Origin of the sequence: Curtobacterium sp. LFS079 (assembly GCF_047977865.1) — a bacterium.
Lineage (GTDB): Bacteria > Actinomycetota > Actinomycetes > Actinomycetales > Micrococcaceae > Arthrobacter.
Map to the genome: position 1 here is coordinate 473787 of NZ_JBFPFO010000003.1, position 20529 is coordinate 494315.

The following is a 20529-nucleotide window of genomic DNA, read 5'->3' on the forward strand; positions in this document are numbered from 1 at the left end:
CATCATGCCCCAAGGCACTGACAAGAAAAGGAGAAAGTCAGCTTGCCTGGAATGCGCCGATGGTCAGCAGCTTGACGTCGGCGTTGCTGCAGGCATCACGCTGCTGCGCAGCGAACACCGAAGCCGTGTCCTCCGGAGGGTAGATCCGGAAACCCGCTGCCGGGGCGTGCTTACAGCCGGGGTAGAGGCCGGCCTGGGTGTAGCGCAGCACGGCGACGCCCTTATCGCCCGGCTTGAGGACGAGCTCGACCGGGGCCTTGGAGGTGTCGCGGTCCGCGGGCGCCCCGATCGGACCGGCGGTGGGCCCGGTTACCAGCGAGACGCCCGGGTAGCCCTTGAGGATGCAGGGCTCGGTTCCGGAGTTGGTGAGGATGAGCTTCTGGTAGACGCTGCCCGCGGCGCCGCCGCCCGTGGCGTCAAGGCTGGCCGTGAGGGAAGCGGACTTGCACAGCCCGGGCGCCATGGACGCGGTTCCCGAGTCCGTGGCGCTGGCCGGCCCTGAAGGGCTGCCGCTGTCCGACGGGCTCTGCGAGGCGCTGGGAGTTTCCGACGACGGGCTGGCCGGTGATCCGCTTTGGCCCTGCCCGCAGCCGGCCAGCAGCAGGAGCGAGGCCGCCGCCGTCGCGAAGAAGGAGGCCTTTTTGGCGCGCGCAGTAGTCATGCGCCCAGCCTTGCGGTGGCGATTGCCTGAGTCAACCGCGCCACGGCGGCGGACATGGAAATGGCGCCCGGATCGTGATGTTCCGGGCGCCATCCTTTCAACGGGATTTCAGTCAGACCGACTTCTTCTTACGGAAGAACGCGGCGCCGCCCAGGCCAAGGCCAGCCAGCCCGGCAACAAGCCCGGCCCAGCTGCGGGCGTCTGCGCCGCCGTCGGGAGATACGGCCGCGGACTGCTCGGTCTTGTCGCCGTCCTTGTCCGTGCCCGACGCCAAAGCCGCGCCGTGGCCATCGTGGCCCGCCACCGCTGCCGTGATGGTGACCGACGGCGCCGGAGCCTCCAGGTCATGCGGGTCCTGGCCTTCCTTGGGGAGTTCCTTCCAGTCGGTCTGGCCCTTGACGCAGTTCTGCAGGGTGGGGAAGTAGAGGGTCTTGCCGGCGGCGTCGGGCAGTTTCACGGAAAGGACCAGGGCGTCGCGCAGGTGCGGATCCAACGGGGCCTTGGCCGTGTACACGATCTGGCTGGTCCGCTTGGTGATGGAGGTCCCATCGGCCTGCTTCCTGGGTGCCGGAAGGGTTTCGGTGACCTTTTCGACCGTCCAGTTGGGGTTCACCGTGGGCTGGGCGTCGTTCAGTTCCTGAGGCAGCGTGATGGTCATCTTGGTGGTGCCGGTGTTGTCGCAGCCGTGCGGGATGCCGAAGGTCAGCAGCGCGTAGGAGTTCGCGGCGGTCTTGTCCGGGGTCACCGAGACGTGGGCCGAAGCGGCCTGCATGCCGGCGAGCATCAGGACGGCGGTGCCGCCGGCGGCTGCGGCGGTGGTGAGGGTGCGGCGGAGTACGGAAGTGGTCATGGTGGTGCCTTTCAGGGTGCGCGGATGCGCCGAAGTACGGGGGAGTGCCCATCACCGTGGAAGGGGGTGCCGGGCGGAGTCAGGAGAGGACGGCGACGACGGGCGGGCCGCGCCTGCTGTCCTGCCTGAGGTTCCGCCAGGGACGGGGGATGAACGCCGAAGCCGGGCCGGCCGGCGCCGGGCGGGTGCCGGCGTCGGGAGTGAAGAGCAGCGCAAGGATGCGCCAGAGCGGGCGGAGCCAGGCTGCCAGTTGCCACAGGGCCTGCTCGCCCTTGGCAAACAGCAGCGCCGAGGCCGCCGAGGCGAGGACGTGGCCGGCCAGCATGAACCAGCCAAAGGGACTGTCCGCGGTGTGCAGGTGCTGCAGCCCGTCCGCCACGGCATTGCCGATCGCCGGAAGCTGCGCGGCGTGGTGCACATGCGGTGCCTCGACAGCGGGGCCCATGGCTACCGGGCCGAGCGCCGTGAAAGCCTCGTGCAGCACCAGCTGGCCGCCGCCGAGCACGGGCGCCACGGCCGCGAAGCCGAGCTTGAAACGTGTGGCCAGGGTGGTGGCGAGCCCGGTCAGGGCCAGGAGCGCCAGCAGGATCGGCAGGGCCGGCAGGGTGCCGCCCGCGATCACGTGGGCGCCGGCGGCGAGGGACAGCACGGCCAGCGCCAGGGCGCCCGAGCGGAGCGCGTGGAACGGCGCCCCCGTGCGGGAACGGGAGGACACAGCAGCGCGCACGTGGTCCTCCCTGAGTGTCCGTTTGGGTTGCAGTCCGCCCGTTTCCGGGAGCGGTCAACCCCGCAATTCTACCGGCCGGGCGAACGTGCGCGCCGCCCGCGCTCCCGCCAGTGCGCTCGCAAAGATGCTGATGAGGGCGCCGAGGATCAAGGCCGCGGCTTCCCCGGGCTCCAGCAGGTGCAGCTGGGTGCCGATGGTGGCGGCGGCAACGGGCACACCGAGTTGCGAGGCCGCCAGCACCGCGAGCGGCAGGGGCTGGCCGAGCACGCGCAGGCTGCCGTGCACCAGCAGCGTCCCGAAGCCCAGGCAGAGCCCGAGCAGGATCATCCGCGGGCTGCCCGCGAGGGTGTGCAGGTCCAGTGAGGCGCCGAGCCAAACGAAGAACACCGGGCCCAGGAAGCCGTCGCTGACCGCGAACAACTGGTGCGCCAGGCGCCGCGGTTCGCCCACCGCGGCCACCACCAGGCCGAAGGAGAACCCGGCCAGCATGATGGAGACGCGTCCGGCCACCGCGAGCCCGGACAGTGCGAACAACAACGCCAGCTGGATCCGCAGCTCCAGGGCGAATTTCCGGTCCTCCGACACATCGTGAAGCCGTCCCCGGGTGCCGCTGCGTTCCAGCCAGCGCAGCACGAAGAAAAGCACTACGGAGCAGGCGCCGACGACGGCGGCCCCGGCGGCGGCGCGTCCGGCGTTCGGCGGGTCGACGGCGAGGGGGAGCGCGACGATGCAGGCGATGTCCGCGATTGCCACCTGCGCCGTCGTCGTCAGGACCTTGGGCCCCGTGAGCCGCAGCGAATCGATGATCGGCAGCACCAAAGCCGCGGAGGAGGACGCCAGCAGGACGATGTAAAGCGGCGCGTGGCCGGTGCCGAAGGCGAAGGCAATGCCGGTCCCGACGGCGGCCGCGAGCCCGGCCGCGACGAGGGCCCGCAGCGCTCCGGCACCCAGGGCGGGCCGGATGGCCGTATCCCGGACCGGCACGTGCGTTCCGGCAACGAACATGATGAGGGCGAAGCCGACGTCGGCCACGAAGGTGAAGGTGGGATCCGAGGAGTCCACCAGCGCCAGCCCGGTCCGGCCGATGGCGATGCCCGCCAGCAGTTGCCCCAGGACCACCGGGAGGTGCCATTTGCGGGGCAGCGCCAGCAGCGGCCCCAGGAGGGCGACGGCGGCGATCAGCGAAAGCTGGAAGAACGACACGCCTTCCCTCCTTCCGGCGGCGCGGCTGAGCCCAGCGGCAGTCTACCGGGGAGCGTCGGCCAGCTTGAGGGGGATGTCCGTGTTTTCGTCCGAGTAGTAGCTGGCGCACACGCGGTGGTAGCCGTCGGCGATCTGGGCGGGGATGCCCCTGGCGAGGTCGCCCCGGACCATCAGGATGGGCGAGAGCTTCCTGCCTTCACGGATCTTCCGCAGGTCCGAGGCGACGTGCGGATTGTCCTCAGGCAGCAGCGCCAGGCGTGCGGCCCGGAGGATGTCCTTTGCCTTGCGGTGCTTGATGGGCGCGGACACGAGCGCCGCCACCACGGAGGCAACCACGGCGTCGGATTCCAGCAGCGACAGGTAGTCGCCGGCGGCGGGGTAGTCCTGTTCCTCGGGCTGGGGCAGCCAATGGACTTCATGCTTCCTGTCGTCAGGCATGCGTGCTGCTCCTCGGCCAGCGGTACCGCCCGGCGAAGGTAGGCTGCGGCGGCCGCGGAACCCTGGCCTGGTTCTTACCGGGACGCCGCCGCCTCAGTTCCAGGGCCAGGCTTTCCTGCCCGCGGGCCATCGCCCAGCGATGGTTCGCCGCGAACAGCGGCTTGAACAGGAATCCGAGGCGCCGGATCAGGGGTTTCTCCGCGGTCACCCGCCAGTCGTAGCTGATGACGGTCTCCGGCCCGTCCTGCTCGAACCTCCAGCGGCCCGTGCCGTTCAGGTCGCCCGCGGCGGAGATAGCGAAGCCCTGCTCGGTGATGGGTTCGGTGACGGTGAGCTTCCAGCGCAGGGTGTAAGGCAGCCAGCCCTTGGTGTGCAGCATGAAGCTCTTGCCCGTGCCGTCCGGCATTCCGGGGTCCAGCGGCGTCACCCGCAGGTACACCGCGGGCCACCAGCGGGCCAGGGTTCCGGCGTCGCCGAGGATCTCGGTCACCTCCCGGGGTGTCCCGGCGACGCGCCAGACGGTGAGGAATTCGTAGTCGCTGCTGCTTTTGGAACCTCCCAGGACCGCTTTCATGGAACTATCCGCGCACCGTGACAGTAAGGCGCTGGGCCGCGTTGTTGGCCATGCCCTGGTAGTTCCAGTCGGGCTGTTCGGGCTGGGTCAGGCCGGAGCTGTCGCCGGCGCGGCAGGCCAGCTCATGAGTGCCGGGGGACGCGATCCAGGTGAAGCTCCAGCCGCGCCATGCATGTGGTCCGATGGCCGGTTCCAGTTCTGCCTCGGCCCACACGCCGTCCACGCACACTTCCACCCGGTCCACGCTTCCGTGCCCGGACCACGCCCTCCCGCTGAGATGCAGGGGCCCGGCCTGCACGAACCGTTCCCGCGTGAAGAAATCGGGAATGCCCGGCGGCACCATGAGCGCGCGGGGCCGGATCCGCTGGACGGGCGCACCCTGTTCCTCCGCGGACTGCGTGAAGCGGTAGGCAACGGCCTGCTGATAGCCCTCGAAGGTGTGGTCGATCGCCTCGATCGAGCTCAGCCATTTGACGCTGGCCATGCCATACCAGCCCGGTACCAGGAGCCGGAGCGGGTAGCCGTGCTGTGGCGGCAGGGGCTGGCCGTTGACTTCGTAGGCGAGCAGCACGTCCCCGGACATCGCGTCGGAGACGCTGAGGCTGCGCGCATACTGGTGCTCGGTTCCACCTTGGATCCCGCGGTCCGCTCCCGTAAAGACGAGTTCGACGGCGTCAGCCGGGATCCCGGCGTCGTGCAGCAACGGGGCGAGCGGCGTCCCGGTCCATTCCGCCGTGCCGAAGCCGCCGCGGTCCCAGGGCTGGCTGACCGGCCGCGGCTCCATCAGGGAGCGGCCGTTGCCGGCGCATTCCATGGTGACCGGAACGGTGCGCCGCTCACGGTGCTTGAGCTCGGTGAGCGTGTACTCGCGCGCGTGCTCCACCAGTCCGCCGATGCGCAGGCGCCAGTCCGTGGGGTCGATCCGGGGTATGTCGAAATGGGTCAGCAGGTAGTGGATGCCGACGGGGGTGATGGGCCACTGGAGCATTTCCAGGGGCTGGGCATGGTTGCGCGAAGCGAGGTGGAGCTCTTCGCGGGTGAGGGGACCGTCCGTGGGCGCACCCGGTGCGGGAGGGGCAGCTGCTGGCCGGGCAGGTGTTTCGGCGGTGTCCGCCGACTGGGGCCGGGACTCGACGCTCATGCACCTAAGTATGGGCGCCGGTGCATGGCCTTCCAAGAGCCCGCCGCTGATACCTTGGGGACCAGCCGAACCCCAGGAGTCCTTTCATGGCGCGCCCGTCCCAACCGCTGATCTCCGTTGATGCCGTGGTTACGGCCGCCCTCGAACTGATCGACGAGGGCGGCGACTTCAGCCTGCCCAAGGTGGCGCGGAAGATCGGGGTCAGCCAGTCCTCCATCTACAACCACGTGTCCGGGCGCGAGGAGATCCTGGAGCTCATCCGCGGCCGGATCACGGAGGACGGCCCTGTTCCCGCCGCTGAGCTGCCGTGGGATGAGGTGCTGCGCATGGAAATCCGGGCCTACCGCGAGAGTTTTGCCCGGCACCCGCGCACTGCGCCGCTGCTGGTGATGCAGACCGTCCGGAACGCCAAGGTCATCGCCTTCTACGAGCGACTGTCCGCCGCACTGGAAGAGGCGGGCTTCCGCGGCGCGGACGTGGCCTCGGCCCTGGCCCTGATCGACAGTTTCGCCATCGGTGCCGCCCTGGACCTCGCCGCTCCCGGCAACGTGTGGGACGTGGCGCCGGGCGGAGGGACCGCCCTGGGGCGTGCCGTGGAGAACGCCTCCGGGCTGGCCGACCGGGCGGGGACGGCCTTTGAATTCGGCCTTGAAATCCTCATCGAGGGGCTCCGACGGCGGGCTGCCGGGCTTTGATTTCCTGAGGCCGTTCCGGCCGGATTTCCTGAGCCGGCTTGTGTGACCGGGGCCTCAGCCCGCATACTAAACGAAAGCCTTTCGTTTAGTGATCCGGCTCTCAGCCAGGATCCTGGCCGCCGATCCCGCCCGCCGGCCGCAAGGACGCGGCCCCCACGACCCGGAGAATACCTTGAGCCTTTCCCCCACACCGGATGCCAGCGGCCGCGTCCCCCTCACCTGGCGCCGCGGCATCTCGACCTTCGGCATCGGCGTCATCGGCTTCATGGCCGCCAACCTGGTGCCTTTCATGATCATCGCCCTCGTGGACGGCCACGGCCTTACGCCCACCGCGGCCGGAACCGTGATGACCGCCTGCCTGCTGAGCACCGCTTTGGGCTGCCTCCTGACGTCGCGCTGGTCGGCCCGCTCCGGCCGCTACGTGGTGGCCCGCGGCGGCCTCTTCCTGGCCGCTGCCGGCTTCGGCGCGGCCGCCGTGGTCCCGCTGGCTCCCGTGGCCATCGCCGGCATCATCCTCGGCGGCCTTGGCGGCGGCGGTGCCATCTCCTCCAGCGGCGCCGCGCTCGCAGCCTTGCGCAACCCGAACCGCATGTCCGGCATCAGCGGCCTGGCTAACCGTGCGATCGTCACGGTAGTCCTCGCTCTGATTCCCATGTTCGGCACCGGGATGCTGAGCGCCTTCGGGCTGCTCGCGCTCCTGGCGCTGGCCTTCGCCCTGACCTCGGGCTGGATGCCGGCCGCCGCGGCAGAGCCGTCCGGAACCGCAGCATCCGGTACCGCAGCATCCGGTACCGCAGCGGCCGACGTCGGGCGGTCACCTGCCGCTCCCGGAAAAGCGCCGCTGCTGGTGACCATTGCCGGCTTCAGCCTGCTGGCCTGCTTCGGCCTGTGGGCGCTGGGCGAGGATTCGCTCTGGGCGGTGGCCGGTTCCATGGGGGCCGAAAACGCCGGAATCGGCGATGCCGACATGGGGCTCATGCTCAGCGCGTCCACCGCCGGTGGGCTGGTCTTCGGCGCCATCGCCAGCTACCTGGGCGACCGTCTGGGCCGCACCGTCCCGTTGCTGGTCCTCTTGCTGCTGGGCGGCGGACTGAAGCTCGCCGCAGGCCTGGTCCACGATCCCGGCACGTACATGCTGGTGATCATCGCCTGGAACACGGTCTACGCACTGGCGTTCATGTACGTGGTGTCCGTTGCCGTGGCCTTGGATGTGCGCGGGTTCTGGTCGGCGGCACTGAGCGGCACCTACCTCATCGGCTCCGCCTTCTCGCCGCTGTTCGGCACCTTCATCGCCGAGAACTTCGGCTACATGCCGCTGACGGCGATTCTCTCCGCGTTCAGCTTCCTCCTGCTGGTGCCGTTCCTGGTGATCTCCCGGGTGGCGGCGGGCGTCGAGAAGAGCGCGGCCGAGGCTTCCGCCCCCGCGGTTCCCGTCGCTGAGCAGTTCAACCAGGCAGCAATCGTCTAGCCCAAGTCCACAAAGAACAGTCCACTAAAGAACAAAGGAACAGTTGTGACCACCCGTACCCTTTACCGCAACGCCCGGATCTTCACCGCCGATGGTCCCGCGCTTGCCGAAGCATTGATCGTCGACGGCGACCGGCTGGCCCATGTGGGCAGCGAGGCGGCCGCGCGCGAGGTGCTGGCCGGCGCATTTTCCGAGGCTTCCGTTGCGGAGGTGGACCTTGGCGGCGCCTTCGTGATGCCCGGGTTCGTGGACGCACACACCCACCTGGTGATGATGGGCGAAACCATGCAGAAAGTGGCCCTGCGCGACGCCGGAAACCTGGCGGAGATCCAGCTCCGGCTCAAGAACGCCGTGGCGTCCGCGCCGGACGCGCCGCGCGTCCTCGGCAGCGGCTGGCTGTTCTCGGCCGTCCCCGGCGGCACGCCGACCACGGACATGATTGACGCCGTCGTACCCGACCGCCCGGTGTACCTCGACGCGAACGACCTCCACTCCGTCTGGGTCAACAAGGCCGCGCTCGCCGAAATGGGCATCGACAAGGACACCCCCGACCCACTGGGCGGCATCATCGAACGCGACCCGGAAACCGGCGAAGCTACCGGCCTGCTGCACGAAACCGCCGTGCAACTGTACGCCTGGCCTACCCTCGCTTCGCTGACCTCGGACCACGAGCGCGACGCCCAGCTGGCCACGGCCATGGAGCACTACCTTTCCACCGGCGTCACGAGCGGAATCGACATGGCCCTGGGTGAAGCCGAGCTGGCCGCAATGCGCCGGGCGCTGGAGGCAGGCGGCGGGACCCTCCCGCTGCGCATCAACGCCCACTGGCTGGTAGCGCCGTCGGAAAACCACGAAGAAAACCTGGCGCAGGTGGCGCGTGCCGCCGAACTCAGCCGTGAGGTCAACACTCCCTGGCTGCGCGTGGTGGGCATCAAGATCATTGCCGACGGCGTGATCGACGGCTGCACGGCCGCCATGAAGGAACCGTATTCGGACGGCAGCAACGCGGACCTCATCTGGGCCCCCGAGTACCTGAACCCGGTGGTGGCAGCCGCCGACGCCGAGGGATTGCAGGTTGCCATCCATGCGATCGGTGACCTCGCCTCGGAGGTGGCGCTCGATGCGTTCGAGCATGCCAACGCGGTGAACGGTCCGCGCGGCCGCCGGCACCGGATCGAGCACATGGAGACCGTCACCCCGGAGAGCATTGCGCGGCTGGCGCGGCTGGGGATTGTCGCGTCCATGCAGCCGGTCCACGCCGATCCGGCCGTGCAGGAAAACTGGCGGGCCATGCTGGGCGATGACCGCATCGAGCGGGCCTACCCCTGGACCGAGTTCACCGATGCCGGGGCGGTGCTGGCCCTTGGTTCGGACGCGCCCACCGCGCCGCATCCGCCGCTGCCGAATATGTACATCGCCACTACCCGGAAGTCCGCGTTGGACCAGTCGCTGCCCGCGAACCTGCCCAAGTACGCGCTGGAACTGGCCTCCGCGCTCTCGCACGCGACCCGCGACGCCGCGTTCTCGTGCCGCCGCGAGGATGAGCTCGGCCGTCTGGCTCAGGGGATGCTCGCGGACTTCGTGGTGCTGGACACGGACCCGTTCTTGGCCGGGGTGGATTCCTTGCTGGCTTCTTCGGTGGTGCTCACCGTGGTGGGCGGGCAGGTGAGGTTCCGGGCGTAGCTATTCTTGCGCTCTTGCGACGTTCCTTCCCGCTTGCATTCCGCCTGACCCCGGATTTCCGCGCCTGCATCGGCGTGTCGACGCGTTTTTGGGTGTGGCGGCAAAAGCAACTGGGAAGGAACGTCGCAGGCCCCGTTAGGATTCATCTCATACGTTCAGATCTGCCCGTCGATGGGCAGCAATTCCATGGGGGAATTCTCTTGTTCACTACTTCTTTGCGCCGGAAAGCTCTGCGTCGGGAAATGCTGAGTCGGAAAATGCTTGGCACATTGCTGGCAATTTCCGCATTCGTGGCGCCCACCGTCGTCCTCGCAGCACCGGCACAGGCGGCACCGACTGTCACAACCCGGATCGCTTCGTTTTCAGCCGGCCCGGCGACCGTGGTGCGCGGAAACACCATCATGGTCCAGGGTCAGGCGCAGGGCTACAACGGCCGTACCTGGGCCAAGACCGGAACGGTCACCGCGGTGGTCTACTTCGATCCGGACGGTGCCAAGCCCAACGCCGCCGTCCGCACACTGAAGACCAATACGACCGGCTACTTCCGGACCACCTTCCCGGCTTCGGTAACTGGTAAATGGTCGGTGCGGATGCCGTCAGCCGGCGCACTCAAGGGCAGTGCGACCAGCCAGGTGACTGTCCGCGTGGTGGCTCCTGCCCCGACGTCGGCCAGGCCCGCGAGCAAGTGGACCTGCCCGTCCTGGGCGCCGATCAAGGGCAATGCGCCGAGCAGGATCTACCACCTGCGCGGCCAGCGGTACTACAACGCCACCACGCCGGAAATCTGCTTCGCGACTGAGCGCGCGGCCCAGCAGGCGGGGTACCGGAAGTCGAAGGTTTAGGGCGGATTTACCAAATCCGCGGCGGTCGCCGGTGAATCTGCTCCAAGACAAATGACAAGGTCCGGGTTCCCTTCAAACAAAGGGAATCCGGACCTCGCCAGTCGGCGGGTCTGTTACTCGGCGGGAACTCTCCGGTCGACGTAGTAGGCCGCGAAGACGAGGATAATCAGGCCGAGCGCCGCGGTTCCGTAATACACAAGGATGCCGGGAAACCCGAGATGCACGTTGAGCACAGTGCTGAGCAGCAGCTGCACGGCGATGCAAAGGACCAGTAGTCCCGCGGCAAGTCGGCCGAGCTTCGTACCGCTTGACGACGTGGTCCCGGCTGGAACACCGCCTAGGAAGTCGCCGATGCTGAACGTGGTCCCAGGCTGTTGGCTCTGTTCTTCAGCCCTGCCAAGGAGCCGAGGGAGATCGGCTTCAGCCACGCCCTTTTTCCTAAGGGCAAGCACGAGATCTTGCTTCTGGCGTAATTCCATTATTCTGCTCTTTTCTCAAATTCCAGTCATAGCCATTATTTGGCCCGGCGCGAAAGACCCGCTACCCCGAATTGAATCAGCAGCGCTGCGCCTGCCAATGTGATCGTGCCGGTCGTGTAAGACCACCAACCTGCTGCATTAGCAATGAATGTCACGCCTACGACGACTACGGGAATGCTTGCAAGCAGCGTGGCCCAGGCGTAGCTGCGCGGCGTCGGAGTTGCTTTAAGCATTACGTGCACGGCCTATCAAGCCCTGCGCGAAGAGGACCCGATTGAAGACGTCGGCCTTCTGGGCTGCTGAAAACACAGGCACTTGCTCGGTGTAGGAATATCCGCCGGATTGAATGTGCACCGCCACGTAGCCGCTCACGCGCGTCTGGCGGGCGAGCAGGAACAGCAGGCTAAGCAGGAAGAACCAGATGAAGAGGATGACCATCACGATGGCCCATGCCGGGGTGTGCGTGGTGGTAGTGGTTTGGTCCGTCGTTGTCACGTTGGTCTGAGCCAGCGGCCACGTTCCTGCGGGCGTGATGACGTGCTGTTCGGTGAAGTGAACGTTCCCGATGCTTACCAAAGGTTGCCCCGGACCAGAAGAGAAATTCATCGGTTGAAGTGTCATGCGCGGACTCTAACAGCGTCTGCAGAATTCGTATTGTCAAATGACAATACGAATGAATGCGTGCCCTCGGTGGGGGCCTGTTTGTCGTGATCATTAACGAATCGCGCATGACAAGCGGTGAACTCGTGGATCTGCCATGATCCGTCTGCTCAGTACATCCTCGCCCTTTCGGGTGACATCAGGAACGGACTACCCATGAAAGAACCACCTTCAATAGCCATCCGAAAATTAAACCGCGGCATGGTGGTCGCGGCCGTCACAGCCGTAGCTTTGGCCTTTGCGCCGGTTTCGGCCGCGTTCGCCGACCCGGGCGAACCGGAGTACGCTCCTGTCGACCAGCCCGGACCCGCGCTTTCCGTAGCCCTGAATCTCCTGGAAGACAGCCTCAAGTGCACCGCGAATGTCAGCGGCGCCAGCCGCGACGTGGTGCTGCTGATTCCCGGCACCACCCTGACTCCGGACACGAATTTCGACGGGAACTGGTTCCCGGCCCTGGACAAGTTGAACTGGCCGTACTGCTCTGTGACCCTGCCGGAGAACGCGATGAACGACATCCAGGTCTCAGCTGAGTACATCGTCAACGCGATCCGGCAGATCCGCACCACGAGTGGCCGCAACGTGGACCTGCTCGGGTTCAGCCAAGGAGGTCTCGCTCCCCGGTTCGCACTGCGGTTCTGGCCCGATATCCGGGGAATGGTCGATGACTATGTGGCGCTCGGAGCCACCAACCACGGCAGCCTGACCGTGGACGGCATGTGCGCTGCCGGGTGTGCGCCGGCACTGCAGCAACAGCGGCTCAACTCAGCCTTCACGCAGGCGACCAACTCCTACCAGGAAACCTTTACCGGTATTTCCTACTCGGACATCTACTCCCATACCGACCAGTTCGTTACCCCCAACCTGAACGACTCCGGGACCACATCCCTGCATGGTGCCGGGGGGAGCATCGCCAACGTCGCCCTCCAGGATGTCTGCCCGCTCAACGTCGCCGACCACCTGGCCACCGGCACGTATGACCCGGTCGCCTACGCCCTCGCCGTCGATGCGGTCACCCACGACGGCCCGGCAGATCCAGCCAGGGTGCCCGCCTCGACCTGCACGAAATTGCTCATGCCCGGAGTGAACCCTCTGACCTTCCCGGGCAAGTACGTTGACCTCTGGAACACAGTCCTCGCCCAGCTCGCCGCCTACCCGCACGTCGGGTCCGAACCGGACCCCAAACCTTACGTCTTCGCCCAACCCTGAAACGGACAGGATATGGATGGCCCCGCACGCCATTCGGCGTGCGGGGCCATCAGTCCGCTGGCTCGGTCCTCAGGCTCCGCCATCGATCCTGGGGTCCACCCGTCAGTCTTGCGTTGCGTGCCTCTATGCCGATTGTGTGCTGAGGAGTTCCTTCAGGCAGCTCTCGTAGCCGGCCATGATGTCGTTGAAACGCTGCAGTTGCAGGCCTCCGTAGACGGCGGCGGCTTCCCAAGAGTCGGGCAGTTCATGGTCCAGGGAACACAGCAACGGTTCCTGGACGATGCCATCGCGCTCCAATGTTGCGATTGCCCATGGGTGGGCTGGGCGAGCGACGGTGATCCCGGCGGCTGCCAGCGGTTCGGCGAGCAGGTTGCGCGTGACTACCCGCCACGAGGCAAGATACGGTTCGCAAAGCTGCTCCACGAGGTCGCTGTCCTTGCTGTCGTAGGCCCGCCACAGGTCATCGGTGAGCGCATCCCATTCTTCTTCCGGGCGAACCAGCAGATGGGCGGCGCGGACTTGTGCGGTGAGGACATTGAGCATTGTGCTTCTCCTTTGATCGAGAGGCTGCCGAGTCGGGTCCTATTTCGAGCCCGCGATATTTGGCCCTTAGCCTTCGCACTCCACGCAGTAGCGGAGTCCGCCTTTTTCCCTGGCGATCTGGGAACGATGACGCACCAGGAAGCAGGAACTGCACACGAATTCGTCCTCGCCCTGCGGAATGACCTGGACTACGAGTTCTTCCGCAACGATTTCACCGCCCGGTCCACCGGCGTCGAGCCCGTCAGTTTCATCCAGCTCCAGCACCACGCTCTTTGCCGTCGGTGCACCGGCTGACTGCAGCGCCTGCAGGGACTGCTCCTGCGACTCCTTTACGTCCGAGCGAAGTTCGTCGTAATCAGCTGCCACTTTTCAATGCCTCTTTTCTCAGGGGTGATCCGCGAAGGAACAACGTACAGGGTGCAGTTGGAATTCCCAAAGCCGGTGACTGGTTGTAGCCCTCTTTCCGGATCGGCCCGGTCATGATGTCTGAAGCAGAAGGCCGGCGGGTCAAGCAGCTAGCTGATCCATGGGCTGGTGAAGGAGCGGACGCGTTCTCCGTCCAGGTCTGCCAGAGACACGCCCACGAATGCTGATGCGGTGTCGGAGGTCTGGCGGCGGAATGTGAAGTCCGACGCCGTGACGGCGTCGGCGATTGCCGTGCCGGCGCTCTGTGCTGTCTGGGCATTCGCGAACGCTCCGGAGGTTCGTGCGATGTATGCGTCGAGCAGGGGGCCGTAGGCGCCAATGTCTGTCGGGCGTTCGACGTTGGCAACGAAGTCGCTGGCCACGGCCGCGGGTTCGATGACACCGACCTGGACGCCAAATCGCTCGGCGACCACGGCCAGGGACTGCATGAAGCCTTCGACGGCGAATTTCGCTCCGCAGTAGGCGTCAGCGAACGGCTGTCCCACGACGCCGCCGACGCTGGTCACGGTGAGGATCCGCCCGCGGCCCCGTTCGCGCATGCCAGGCAGGACGAGCTTGGCCAGGTTGACCGGGGCGAGGTAGTTCACGTCCAGCTGCGCCTGGATCTGGTCCATGGTGAGCTGCTCAGCGGTCGCCACGCTGCCTTGCCCGGCGTTGTTGACCAAGACGTCAACCCGTCCGTACTCGGCGGTGACGCCGGCGACGAGCCTGGCCGCTGACTCATGGTCGACGACGTCGAGAGCCTGGATGTCGAGTTCCACTCCGGCCTCGCTTGCGGCGTCGCGCAGTCGCCCTGCCCGGGTGGTGTCCCGCATGGTGGCGACTACCTGCAGGCCGCGTTTGGCCAGCTCGATAGCGGAGAAAAGGCCCATGCCGGAGGAGGTACCAGTGATGATTGCGACATCGTTCATTGCAGAAGCCTAGCCCCTGTGTGCGGGTGGCAGTGTCGACAGGAATTGCCTGCTGGTCTCTCTGCCCCTACAAACTGTCGGTGCCTGGTGGGATCCTGCAGTATGGCTAGCAAACGTCGTCGATCCGGCGGTGCCGCAAAGGGCGCAGCGGCCGCCGGGTGTAGTCCCTTCGGCCTCTTCCTCACCTTTGCCGTGATCTGGTTTCTCGTCCAATACTGGTGGGTTCTCGTGATCGCCGTCGTTGTGATCGCGCTGACCGTTGCCGTGATCCGCTCCGCAAGAACGCCGGCTCCTCCCGTCACACCGCGGCCACCCAAACCGGCCCGGGCGCCCAAACCCAAACCCCTTGTCGGTGACGACCTTGCGGAGCACATCCGCGCCACCAAGAGGGTTGACCGCGTCCGGGCGATGCAGGAGTGGGATTACGAGTGGATCCGGCTTGCCCACCCCGAAATGAACAGCCGGGAGCTCAGCGAATTCACCAACACCCACTTCGCGAAGGGACGGTCGTTCGGCGTCAACTATCCGGATCCCGTTCCCCGACGAAAGGACCGTAAGTCCGACGATCATTTGCCGTAACTTGCGTCTTCGTATGGAGATCAGAGCCGCTCTCCGGCTGCCGCGAGGAGAGCTCGGCGGCCTGATTCGGGGCATGCTGGCGGACTTCGTAGTGCTGGACACGGACCCGTTCGACGCTGGCGTGGACTTGCTCCTTACGTCTTCCACAGGGCTCACCCTGGTGGGCGGTCAGGGTAAGTTCCGGGCGTGGCTTCTTGTTTCGGTGTTGCGGATCCGTCTCTCGGCTGTGTTGCCGGCGCAGCGGATGGTCCATCCCGGCGAGTAGACAGTCGCTCCGAATGGCGTCGAAGTTGCGCCGGAGATTCTGCGTGGCAGTTCCACCCTCAATGACCCTGGACGTGTGCGCGGATTGTTCGGCCATGGCACCAACGCCCTGATCAGGTTTCTCGCTGGCGTGTGTAGCAAAGCAAAAGGCCCTGGTTCCCTTGTAAACAAAGGGAACCAGGGCCTTTTCATTTGGCGGTGACGGTGGGATTTGAACCCACGTTGGCTTTTACACCAAACAACATTTCGAGTGTTGCACCTTCGGCCGCTCGGACACGTCACCAACTGGAATAGGTTACCGGAGGTGGCGGCGGTTCCCCAAAACGGCTCCGTCGCCGAACCCTGCGGCCCCGTCGCCGAACCCTGCGGCTCAGTCGCCGGACCATGCGGGCCCGCGCTCGGCGCCTGCGGCCCGGGACCCCGGCTCCGCACCCGGAACGCGCCAGCCTTCCAAACCTCGGTGCCCCCGGCTAGATTCGTCAGCAGGATGACCGATTCAGAGCCGCGCGACGAAGCGCCGACGACGAGCAGCAAGGCCACCGCCTACTGGACAGTGGGCCGGGGCAAGGGTGAACTCCGCGCGGAAGAATTGCCCGAGCCCAAAACCAACGAAGCACTCATCAGAACCCTGTACTCGGGCATCAGCCACGGCACCGAACTCCTGGTCTACGGGGGCCACGTCCCGGAAAATGTGGCCGGGGCCATGCGCGCCCCGCACCAGGAAGGCGACTTCCCCTCCCCGGTGAAATACGGCTACCTATCCGTCGGTGTCGTGGAACAAGGCCCAACGGACTGGCTCAACCAAAAAGTGTTCTGCCTCCACCCGCACCAGGACCGCTACGTCGTCCCCCTCCGCGACCTGACAAGGATTCCCGACGGCGTCCCGCCCCGCCGCGCGGTCCTCACCGGCATGGTGGAAACGGCGGTCAACGCGCTCTGGGAAGCCGGGCCGCGGCTGGGAGACCGGATCGCCGTCGTCGGGGCCGGTCTGCTGGGCGGCACCTTGGCGGCTTTGCTCCGGAACTTCCCGCTGCAGCGGCTGGAACTGGTGGACGTGGACCCCGCCAAGGAACAAACCGCCAAGAGGCTCAACATAGGCTTCGCCTCCCCGGAGGACGCCCAAGGCGACTGCGACATCGTCTTCCACTGCTCCGCAACAAGCGCGGGCCTGGGTCGCAGCCTGCAACTGGCCGGCGACGAAGCCCGGGTCATCGAACTTTCCTGGTTCGGCGATGCCCCGGTCGCAATCCCGCTGGGTGAGGACTTCCACGCGCGCCGGCTCTCCATCCAGGCCAGCCAGGTAGGAGTGGTCTCGCGGGCGCGGCGGCACCGGCGCAGCACCAAGGAACGGCTGGAGCTCGCAGTGAACCAACTTCAGGACCCGGCCTTCGATCTCTTCCTCAGCGGCGATTCCCCCTTCACCGAGTTGCCCCGCACCATGGAGCGGCTGTCGGCGGAGAGCGGAGGAAGCTGCTGCCACGTCGTCAGTTACCAGGAAAGGTGACCATGTTCAGCCTCACCGTCCGCCGCCATTTCATGGTTGCGCACAGCCTCCCGCGCGAGTCCTTCGGCCCGGCCCAGGGCCTCCACGGGGCCACCTTCGTGGCGGAGGTCAGTTTCCGCCGCGCGGAGCTGACCCCGGACGCGATCGTCATCGACATCGGCGCCGCGGGTGAGATGCTCCAGGGAATCCTGGATCGGCTGAACTACAGGAACCTGGACGAGCTCCCGGAGTTCGCCGGCCAGCTGACCACCACCGAGGTCCTTGCCAGGTATATCGCGGAAAGGCTCGCTGAAAAGCTGCCCGACGGCGCCGCAATGGCGGGGATCGACGTCCTCCTCCGCGAAAACCCCGACGCGTGGGCCGGCTACTCGCTGAACCTAGGGCAGCTGAACCTGAACCAGCCGGACCTCCCACGGCAACAATGATCCGCTTCATCGTGCCCGGCAACGTGCAGCACCGTTCCGGCGGGAACCTCTACAACGCCCGGCTGGTGGAACAGCTGGAAGCGCTGGGCACCAGAACTAAGGTGGTGATGATCGACGGCGCGTGGCCGCCCGGGCGGCCCGAAGACCGGGAAGCGCTCGCCTGGGCGCTGCGGGACGCGCAACTGGCGATCGTCGACGGGCTGATCGCGGCCGGTGCGCCGGGGGAGATCGCCGCCGCGGTGCAGGCCGGGACCCGCGTCTGGATCCTTTCGCTCATGTCTTTCACTGCCCACGCGGAGCTGGAAAGGCAGGCCTTGGCCGCCGCGAGCGGGGTGATCTGCCCCAGTTCCTTCGCTGCGGCGAACCTTGTGGCTCTGTACGGCCTGGAACGCGTCCACGTGGCCCTGCCCGGAACCCTGCCCGCCACAGTGGCCGGCGGTTCGCGGCCGCCCCACATTGTTTGCGTGGCCGCGCTGCTGCCGAACAAGAGCCAACTGCTCCTGATTGAGGCCCTGGCCCGGCTCAGCGGACTGCCGTGGACGGCGGCCCTGATCGGTTCGCCGGACGCGGACCCGGGCTACGCCGCAGAGGTGCGGGCCGCCGTCGGGAAGCATGGACTCGCGGACCGGATCCAGCTCACGGGAGAACTCCACGGGCAGGAACTTGAAGCGCAATGGCACGCCGCGGACCTCAGCGTGCTGGTTTCCGCCCGCGAGGCTTTCGGCATGGCCGTGTCCGAGTCCCTGGCCCACGGAGTTCCCGCGGTCGTCCGGCGGGGGACCGGGGCCGAGGAGGCGCTCGGCCCGTTCGGTGCAGGCGCCGCGGTGGACCTCGACGGCGGCCCGGCAGCTTTGGCCGACATCCTCACCCGCTGGTTGGAGGATCCGGAGCTGGCCGCCCGATGGCGCGCCGCCGCACTGGCACGGCGGGAAACCCTGCCCGCCTGGAAGGCCACCGCCGAGAGCGTCCTGGCGGCGATCCGGCCCTGAGTGCGATCCGACCCTGAGCCCGCTCCCAACATGTCCCGCCGACTTGCCTGCCAGGCTGTCCGGGCAAGGGGCAGAATGGGCCCATGACCTCCACCGCGCCCGCAGTGCCCGCCGCCCCAACGCTCACCCCGGAACTGCTCCGCGCCTGGGCCTGGCACCGGCAGGGGCTTGACGGTTCCCTGGCCGGCGCAGGGTGCGAGGAGGTCCTCGACCGTGCGGGATGGGCCCGCTCGGTAGGCGGCGCCAACCCCTACCTGACCCTGTTCGCCCGCGCGGGAACCGGCCGTGAGCAGGTGGACCGGGACGTGGCCGCCCTGAAGATCCACGAACTCCCCACCGCGCGGGGCTGCACCTATGTCCTGGGCCAGGACGATTTCGCCTGGGGCCTCCAAGTGGGCCGGGACGCCGCCGGCGAACCCTTCAAGGTCCTGGCCAGGCTCGGCGTGGAGCGCGGGGAAATCACCCTCCTCGAGGAGCAGGTGCTGCACGCGCTTGCCGAGGCCGCCGACCCCCTGGACCCCAAGCAGCTGCGCGACGAGCTCGGCGAATCGGTGCGCAGCCTGGGCGAGGAAGGAAAGAAGAAGGGCGCCTCCACCACCCTGCCCACCGCCCTGGGTCTCCTGCAGGCCGACGGGCGGATCCGCCGCGTCCCGGTCAACGGCCGCCTCGACCAGCAGCGTTACGCATACACGGTGTGGGGCCTGCCGGCGAGCACCCTCGACGACGACGCGGCCCGCGCCCGCCTGTTCGAATGCCACCTCCGCTGGACCGGCGGCGCCACACTCAAGCAGAGCCAGTGGTTCACCGGTTTCACCGTCGCGCAGAGCAAGGCGGCATCCGCCGCCGTCGGGGCCGTCGAGGTCACCACCGCGGACGGTGAGGTGCTGTGGATGCTGCCCGACGACGTCGGGCGGCTCGCTGCGTTCGAAGCACCCCGCGAGGAACAAATTCAGCTCTTGGCCGGGACCGACTCGCTGGTGCTGTTGCGCCGGAATTCGGCGGAACTGTTCGCCGAGGAGGACAAGGGCAAGAAGGTCCTCAACGCCACTCTGGCCCTGCAGGCGGACCTGCCGGACCATCCCATCCTGGACCGCGGGCGGATCATCGGACTGTGGCAATACGATCCCGGCAAGGAACGGATCGCGGCCTGGACGTTCGCGCCGCCCACGGCCGCGGTGGAACAACGGATCGGCGAGGTGGAGGCGTGGATCCGTGCGGACCTGAGGGACTTCCGTTCCTTCAGCCTGGACTCGCCGGCGTCGCGTCAGGAACGCATTGACGCCCTCGACGCCGCGAACGGTTAGCCGCCGCTATCCCACGCCGAAGCCGGAAAACTCCCCGCTGGCCCGGCCCAACGACGCCTCCACCTGGTGCACCCGGCCCGGAGCCCTGTCCGAGCGCAGCCAGGCGAGCAGCGCCTCGGCCGCTTCCGGGGTGCCTTCTGCCACGATGTACACCGAGCCGTCCCAGCGGTTGACGGCTTCCCCGCTCAGCCGCAGCCGCCGGGCTTCGGCCATGGTGCGGTACCGGAAGCCCACGCCCTGCACCCGCCCGGTCACGGTGGCCGTGAGCCGGACCAACTCTTCCGTCATGCGGGCCCCGAGCCGTATGGGCGCGTGATCGCCTCGAGCAGGTGTCCGTCGGGGTCCTTGAAGTAGACGCCGCGGCCGCCGTCGTTGTGGTTGATCTGCTGCGGCCGGGTCCGTCCGGGGTCGGCCCAGTACGGGATTTCTTCGGCCGAGATCCGGGCGAGGATGCCGTTGAACTCGTCCTCGCTGACCAGGAAGGCGTAGTGCTGCGGTTTGATGTCGCCCTGGGCGGTGGCGAAGTCGAACGCGACGCCGTGCTCCAGCGGAACGGTCATGAAAGACCACATAGGCGTAGGCGCGGGCAGGCCCAGGATCCGGGCGAGGAATTCCGCCGAGAAGCGCTTGTCCCGGGCGTAGACGATGGTGTGGTTGAACTCGATGGCCATTGTGTCCTCCTCAACAGACACCCTCGAGTGAACCTTAGGCTTCGGGTTCTTCAGGGTCTAGTGGAAGGCCTGCCGCGATCCGTCGCCGGTCCTCCCTGGCGGATTTAAGCATCCGCAGCAGCCGGAACCATGCCCTAACTGAGAAGGCCAGTGAAGCCAGGAATAAGGCTGCCATCGCAACTATCGACCAGAGAGTCGTTGGCGTCCATGCCTCGACAGGATGCCCCGCATCAGGCCGGAACACAAGAAACACCACTCCTGCTAGAACCGCGAGCGCCTTGGCAAC

At 67.1% G+C, this 20529-nt stretch carries 25 protein-coding genes and 1 tRNA gene; 11 read left to right on the forward strand and 15 right to left on the reverse strand.

Annotation, left to right across the window (positions count from 1 at the left end; genetic code table 11):
* Positions 1 to 37 precede the first annotated feature (37 nt).
* The 7 genes from ACNQPB_RS08145 to ACNQPB_RS08175 form a co-directional block, all read right to left on the reverse strand.
* A complete protein-coding gene (locus tag ACNQPB_RS08145) occupies positions 38 to 661 on the reverse strand; it encodes a DUF4232 domain-containing protein (protein WP_498750648.1) in 624 nt (207 codons plus the stop codon).
* Between the two features lie 112 nt (positions 662 to 773).
* Positions 774 to 1511, reverse strand: a complete 738-nt coding sequence (locus ACNQPB_RS08150) for a YcnI family copper-binding membrane protein (RefSeq protein WP_498750650.1) — start codon at positions 1509 to 1511, stop codon at positions 774 to 776.
* Positions 1512 to 1590: 79 nt separating this feature from the next.
* Positions 1591 to 2238, reverse strand: a complete 648-nt coding sequence (locus ACNQPB_RS08155) for a hypothetical protein (protein ID WP_498750651.1) — start codon at positions 2236 to 2238, stop codon at positions 1591 to 1593.
* Positions 2239 to 2292: 54 nt separating this feature from the next.
* Positions 2293 to 3441 carry a cation:proton antiporter gene (locus ACNQPB_RS08160; protein ID WP_498750653.1) on the reverse strand — a complete coding sequence of 383 codons (1149 nt, stop codon included), beginning with the start codon at positions 3439 to 3441 and terminating at the stop codon, positions 2293 to 2295.
* A 42-nt stretch (positions 3442 to 3483) separates the two neighbouring features.
* Positions 3484 to 3879 (reverse strand): hypothetical protein, encoded by a 396-nt coding sequence (locus ACNQPB_RS08165; protein ID WP_498750655.1) that lies wholly within the window; start codon positions 3877 to 3879, stop codon positions 3484 to 3486.
* Positions 3872 to 4453: an SRPBCC family protein gene (locus tag ACNQPB_RS08170; protein WP_498750657.1), complete on the reverse strand. Its 582-nt coding sequence runs from the start codon at positions 4451 to 4453 to the stop codon at positions 3872 to 3874. Before ACNQPB_RS08170 ends, ACNQPB_RS08165 begins: the two co-directional genes overlap by 8 nt.
* Positions 4454 to 4457: 4 nt before the next feature.
* Positions 4458 to 5594 carry a sulfite oxidase gene (locus tag ACNQPB_RS08175; RefSeq protein ID WP_498750659.1) on the reverse strand — a complete coding sequence of 379 codons (1137 nt, stop codon included), beginning with the start codon at positions 5592 to 5594 and terminating at the stop codon, positions 4458 to 4460.
* Between the two features lie 86 nt (positions 5595 to 5680).
* On the opposite strand from ACNQPB_RS08175, the gene ACNQPB_RS08180 reads away from it, so the two are divergent.
* The 4 genes from ACNQPB_RS08180 (at position 5681) to ACNQPB_RS08195 (ending at position 10282) form a co-directional block, all read left to right on the forward strand.
* Entirely contained in the window at positions 5681 to 6289 is a 609-nt protein-coding gene (locus tag ACNQPB_RS08180) for a TetR/AcrR family transcriptional regulator C-terminal domain-containing protein (RefSeq protein WP_498750661.1), read from the forward strand.
* An 88-nt stretch (positions 6290 to 6377) separates the two neighbouring features.
* Positions 6378 to 7757, forward strand: a complete 1380-nt coding sequence (locus tag ACNQPB_RS08185) for an MFS transporter (protein ID WP_498750663.1) — start codon at positions 6378 to 6380, stop codon at positions 7755 to 7757.
* A 45-nt stretch (positions 7758 to 7802) separates the two neighbouring features.
* The gene (locus tag ACNQPB_RS08190; protein WP_498750665.1) at positions 7803 to 9440 is read left to right on the forward strand and encodes an amidohydrolase; all 1638 of its coding nucleotides are present in this window, start codon (positions 7803 to 7805) and stop codon (positions 9438 to 9440) included.
* A 257-nt stretch (positions 9441 to 9697) separates the two neighbouring features.
* Positions 9698 to 10282, forward strand: coding sequence for a sunset domain-containing protein (locus tag ACNQPB_RS08195; protein WP_498750667.1), 585 nt, complete (start codon positions 9698 to 9700; stop codon positions 10280 to 10282).
* Between the two features lie 113 nt (positions 10283 to 10395).
* On the opposite strand, the gene ACNQPB_RS08200 is transcribed toward ACNQPB_RS08195, so the two are convergent.
* Together ACNQPB_RS08200 and ACNQPB_RS08205 are read right to left on the reverse strand one after the other, a co-directional pair.
* On the reverse strand, positions 10396 to 10710 hold the full coding sequence (locus ACNQPB_RS08200) for a hypothetical protein (RefSeq protein WP_498750669.1): 315 nt from the start codon (positions 10708 to 10710) through the stop codon (positions 10396 to 10398).
* 276 nt (positions 10711 to 10986) lie between these two features.
* The gene (locus ACNQPB_RS08205; RefSeq protein ID WP_498750671.1) at positions 10987 to 11382 is read right to left on the reverse strand and encodes a hypothetical protein; all 396 of its coding nucleotides are present in this window, start codon (positions 11380 to 11382) and stop codon (positions 10987 to 10989) included.
* Positions 11383 to 11577: 195 nt separating this feature from the next.
* Here ACNQPB_RS08205 and ACNQPB_RS08210 point away from each other — a divergent pair, with 195 nt between their 5' ends.
* Entirely contained in the window at positions 11578 to 12627 is a 1050-nt protein-coding gene (locus ACNQPB_RS08210) for an esterase/lipase family protein (RefSeq protein WP_498750673.1), read from the forward strand.
* A 123-nt stretch (positions 12628 to 12750) separates the two neighbouring features.
* On the opposite strand, the gene ACNQPB_RS08215 is transcribed toward ACNQPB_RS08210, so the two are convergent.
* From ACNQPB_RS08215 to ACNQPB_RS08225, 3 genes are all read right to left on the reverse strand, one after another.
* A complete protein-coding gene (locus ACNQPB_RS08215; RefSeq protein WP_498750674.1) occupies positions 12751 to 13170 on the reverse strand; it encodes a hypothetical protein in 420 nt (139 codons plus the stop codon).
* A 66-nt stretch (positions 13171 to 13236) separates the two neighbouring features.
* Complete coding sequence (locus ACNQPB_RS08220; RefSeq protein WP_498750676.1) at positions 13237 to 13536, reverse strand: DUF4193 domain-containing protein; 300 nt, start codon at positions 13534 to 13536, stop codon at positions 13237 to 13239.
* Positions 13537 to 13685: 149 nt separating this feature from the next.
* Positions 13686 to 14507 (reverse strand): SDR family NAD(P)-dependent oxidoreductase, encoded by an 822-nt coding sequence (locus tag ACNQPB_RS08225; protein WP_498750678.1) that lies wholly within the window; start codon positions 14505 to 14507, stop codon positions 13686 to 13688.
* A 102-nt stretch (positions 14508 to 14609) separates the two neighbouring features.
* On the opposite strand from ACNQPB_RS08225, the gene ACNQPB_RS08230 reads away from it, so the two are divergent.
* Both ACNQPB_RS08230 and ACNQPB_RS08235 read left to right on the forward strand, forming a co-directional pair.
* Positions 14610 to 15086 carry a hypothetical protein gene (locus ACNQPB_RS08230; protein ID WP_498750679.1) on the forward strand — a complete coding sequence of 159 codons (477 nt, stop codon included), beginning with the start codon at positions 14610 to 14612 and terminating at the stop codon, positions 15084 to 15086.
* A 13-nt stretch (positions 15087 to 15099) separates the two neighbouring features.
* Positions 15100 to 15351: a hypothetical protein gene (locus ACNQPB_RS08235; RefSeq protein ID WP_498750681.1), complete on the forward strand. Its 252-nt coding sequence runs from the start codon at positions 15100 to 15102 to the stop codon at positions 15349 to 15351.
* A 192-nt stretch (positions 15352 to 15543) separates the two neighbouring features.
* Here ACNQPB_RS08235 and ACNQPB_RS08240 read toward each other — a convergent pair.
* Positions 15544 to 15633: transfer RNA gene (locus ACNQPB_RS08240), tRNA-Ser, on the reverse strand.
* A gap of 204 nt (positions 15634 to 15837) precedes the next feature.
* Here ACNQPB_RS08240 and ACNQPB_RS08245 point away from each other — a divergent pair.
* From ACNQPB_RS08245 to ACNQPB_RS08260, 4 genes are all read left to right on the forward strand, one after another.
* Positions 15838 to 16854, forward strand: coding sequence for a zinc-dependent alcohol dehydrogenase (locus tag ACNQPB_RS08245; protein ID WP_498750683.1), 1017 nt, complete (start codon positions 15838 to 15840; stop codon positions 16852 to 16854).
* 2 nt (positions 16855 to 16856) lie between these two features.
* Entirely contained in the window at positions 16857 to 17279 is a 423-nt protein-coding gene (locus ACNQPB_RS08250) for a 6-pyruvoyl trahydropterin synthase family protein (RefSeq protein ID WP_498750684.1), read from the forward strand.
* The gene (locus ACNQPB_RS08255) at positions 17276 to 18268 is read left to right on the forward strand and encodes a glycosyltransferase family 4 protein (protein WP_498750686.1); all 993 of its coding nucleotides are present in this window, start codon (positions 17276 to 17278) and stop codon (positions 18266 to 18268) included. The genes ACNQPB_RS08250 and ACNQPB_RS08255 overlap by 4 nt, the downstream gene beginning before the upstream one ends.
* A gap of 83 nt (positions 18269 to 18351) precedes the next feature.
* Positions 18352 to 19572, forward strand: a complete 1221-nt coding sequence (locus tag ACNQPB_RS08260; RefSeq protein ID WP_498750688.1) for a DNA glycosylase AlkZ-like family protein — start codon at positions 18352 to 18354, stop codon at positions 19570 to 19572.
* 6 nt (positions 19573 to 19578) lie between these two features.
* Here ACNQPB_RS08260 and ACNQPB_RS08265 read toward each other — a convergent pair whose 3' ends face one another.
* Together ACNQPB_RS08265 and ACNQPB_RS08270 are read right to left on the reverse strand one after the other, a co-directional pair.
* Positions 19579 to 19860, reverse strand: coding sequence for an acylphosphatase (locus ACNQPB_RS08265; RefSeq protein ID WP_498750690.1), 282 nt, complete (start codon positions 19858 to 19860; stop codon positions 19579 to 19581).
* Entirely contained in the window at positions 19857 to 20243 is a 387-nt protein-coding gene (locus ACNQPB_RS08270; protein ID WP_498750691.1) for a VOC family protein, read from the reverse strand. The genes ACNQPB_RS08265 and ACNQPB_RS08270 overlap by 4 nt, the downstream gene beginning before the upstream one ends.
* Positions 20244 to 20529 lie beyond the last annotated feature (286 nt).

Bases quoted from the DNA above. Each gene is read 5' to 3' on its own strand.
- ACNQPB_RS08215 (WP_498750674.1), bottom strand. From the start codon at position 13,170: ATGCTCAATGTCCTCACCGCACAAGTCCGCGCCGCCCATCTGCTGGTT.
- ACNQPB_RS08180 (WP_498750661.1), top strand. From the start codon at position 5,681: ATGGCGCGCCCGTCCCAACCGCTGATCTCCGTTGATGCCGTGGTTACG.
- ACNQPB_RS08165 (WP_498750655.1), bottom strand. From the start codon at position 3,879: ATGCCTGACGACAGGAAGCATGAAGTCCATTGGCTGCCCCAGCCCGAG.
- ACNQPB_RS08265 (WP_498750690.1), bottom strand. From the start codon at position 19,860: ATGACGGAAGAGTTGGTCCGGCTCACGGCCACCGTGACCGGGCGGGTG.
- ACNQPB_RS08260 (WP_498750688.1), top strand. From the start codon at position 18,352: ATGACCTCCACCGCGCCCGCAGTGCCCGCCGCCCCAACGCTCACCCCG.
- ACNQPB_RS08235 (WP_498750681.1), top strand. From the start codon at position 15,100: ATGGAGATCAGAGCCGCTCTCCGGCTGCCGCGAGGAGAGCTCGGCGGC.
- ACNQPB_RS08230 (WP_498750679.1), top strand. From the start codon at position 14,610: ATGGCTAGCAAACGTCGTCGATCCGGCGGTGCCGCAAAGGGCGCAGCG.
- ACNQPB_RS08210 (WP_498750673.1), top strand. From the start codon at position 11,578: ATGAAAGAACCACCTTCAATAGCCATCCGAAAATTAAACCGCGGCATG.
- ACNQPB_RS08255 (WP_498750686.1), top strand. From the start codon at position 17,276: ATGATCCGCTTCATCGTGCCCGGCAACGTGCAGCACCGTTCCGGCGGG.
- ACNQPB_RS08245 (WP_498750683.1), top strand. From the start codon at position 15,838: ATGACCGATTCAGAGCCGCGCGACGAAGCGCCGACGACGAGCAGCAAG.
- ACNQPB_RS08170 (WP_498750657.1), bottom strand. From the start codon at position 4,453: ATGAAAGCGGTCCTGGGAGGTTCCAAAAGCAGCAGCGACTACGAATTC.
- ACNQPB_RS08145 (WP_498750648.1), bottom strand. From the start codon at position 661: ATGACTACTGCGCGCGCCAAAAAGGCCTCCTTCTTCGCGACGGCGGCG.
- ACNQPB_RS08205 (WP_498750671.1), bottom strand. From the start codon at position 11,382: ATGACACTTCAACCGATGAATTTCTCTTCTGGTCCGGGGCAACCTTTG.
- ACNQPB_RS08195 (WP_498750667.1), top strand. From the start codon at position 9,698: ATGCTTGGCACATTGCTGGCAATTTCCGCATTCGTGGCGCCCACCGTC.
- ACNQPB_RS08175 (WP_498750659.1), bottom strand. From the start codon at position 5,594: ATGAGCGTCGAGTCCCGGCCCCAGTCGGCGGACACCGCCGAAACACCT.
- ACNQPB_RS08250 (WP_498750684.1), top strand. From the start codon at position 16,857: ATGTTCAGCCTCACCGTCCGCCGCCATTTCATGGTTGCGCACAGCCTC.
- ACNQPB_RS08270 (WP_498750691.1), bottom strand. From the start codon at position 20,243: ATGGCCATCGAGTTCAACCACACCATCGTCTACGCCCGGGACAAGCGC.
- ACNQPB_RS08225 (WP_498750678.1), bottom strand. From the start codon at position 14,507: ATGAACGATGTCGCAATCATCACTGGTACCTCCTCCGGCATGGGCCTT.
- ACNQPB_RS08150 (WP_498750650.1), bottom strand. From the start codon at position 1,511: ATGACCACTTCCGTACTCCGCCGCACCCTCACCACCGCCGCAGCCGCC.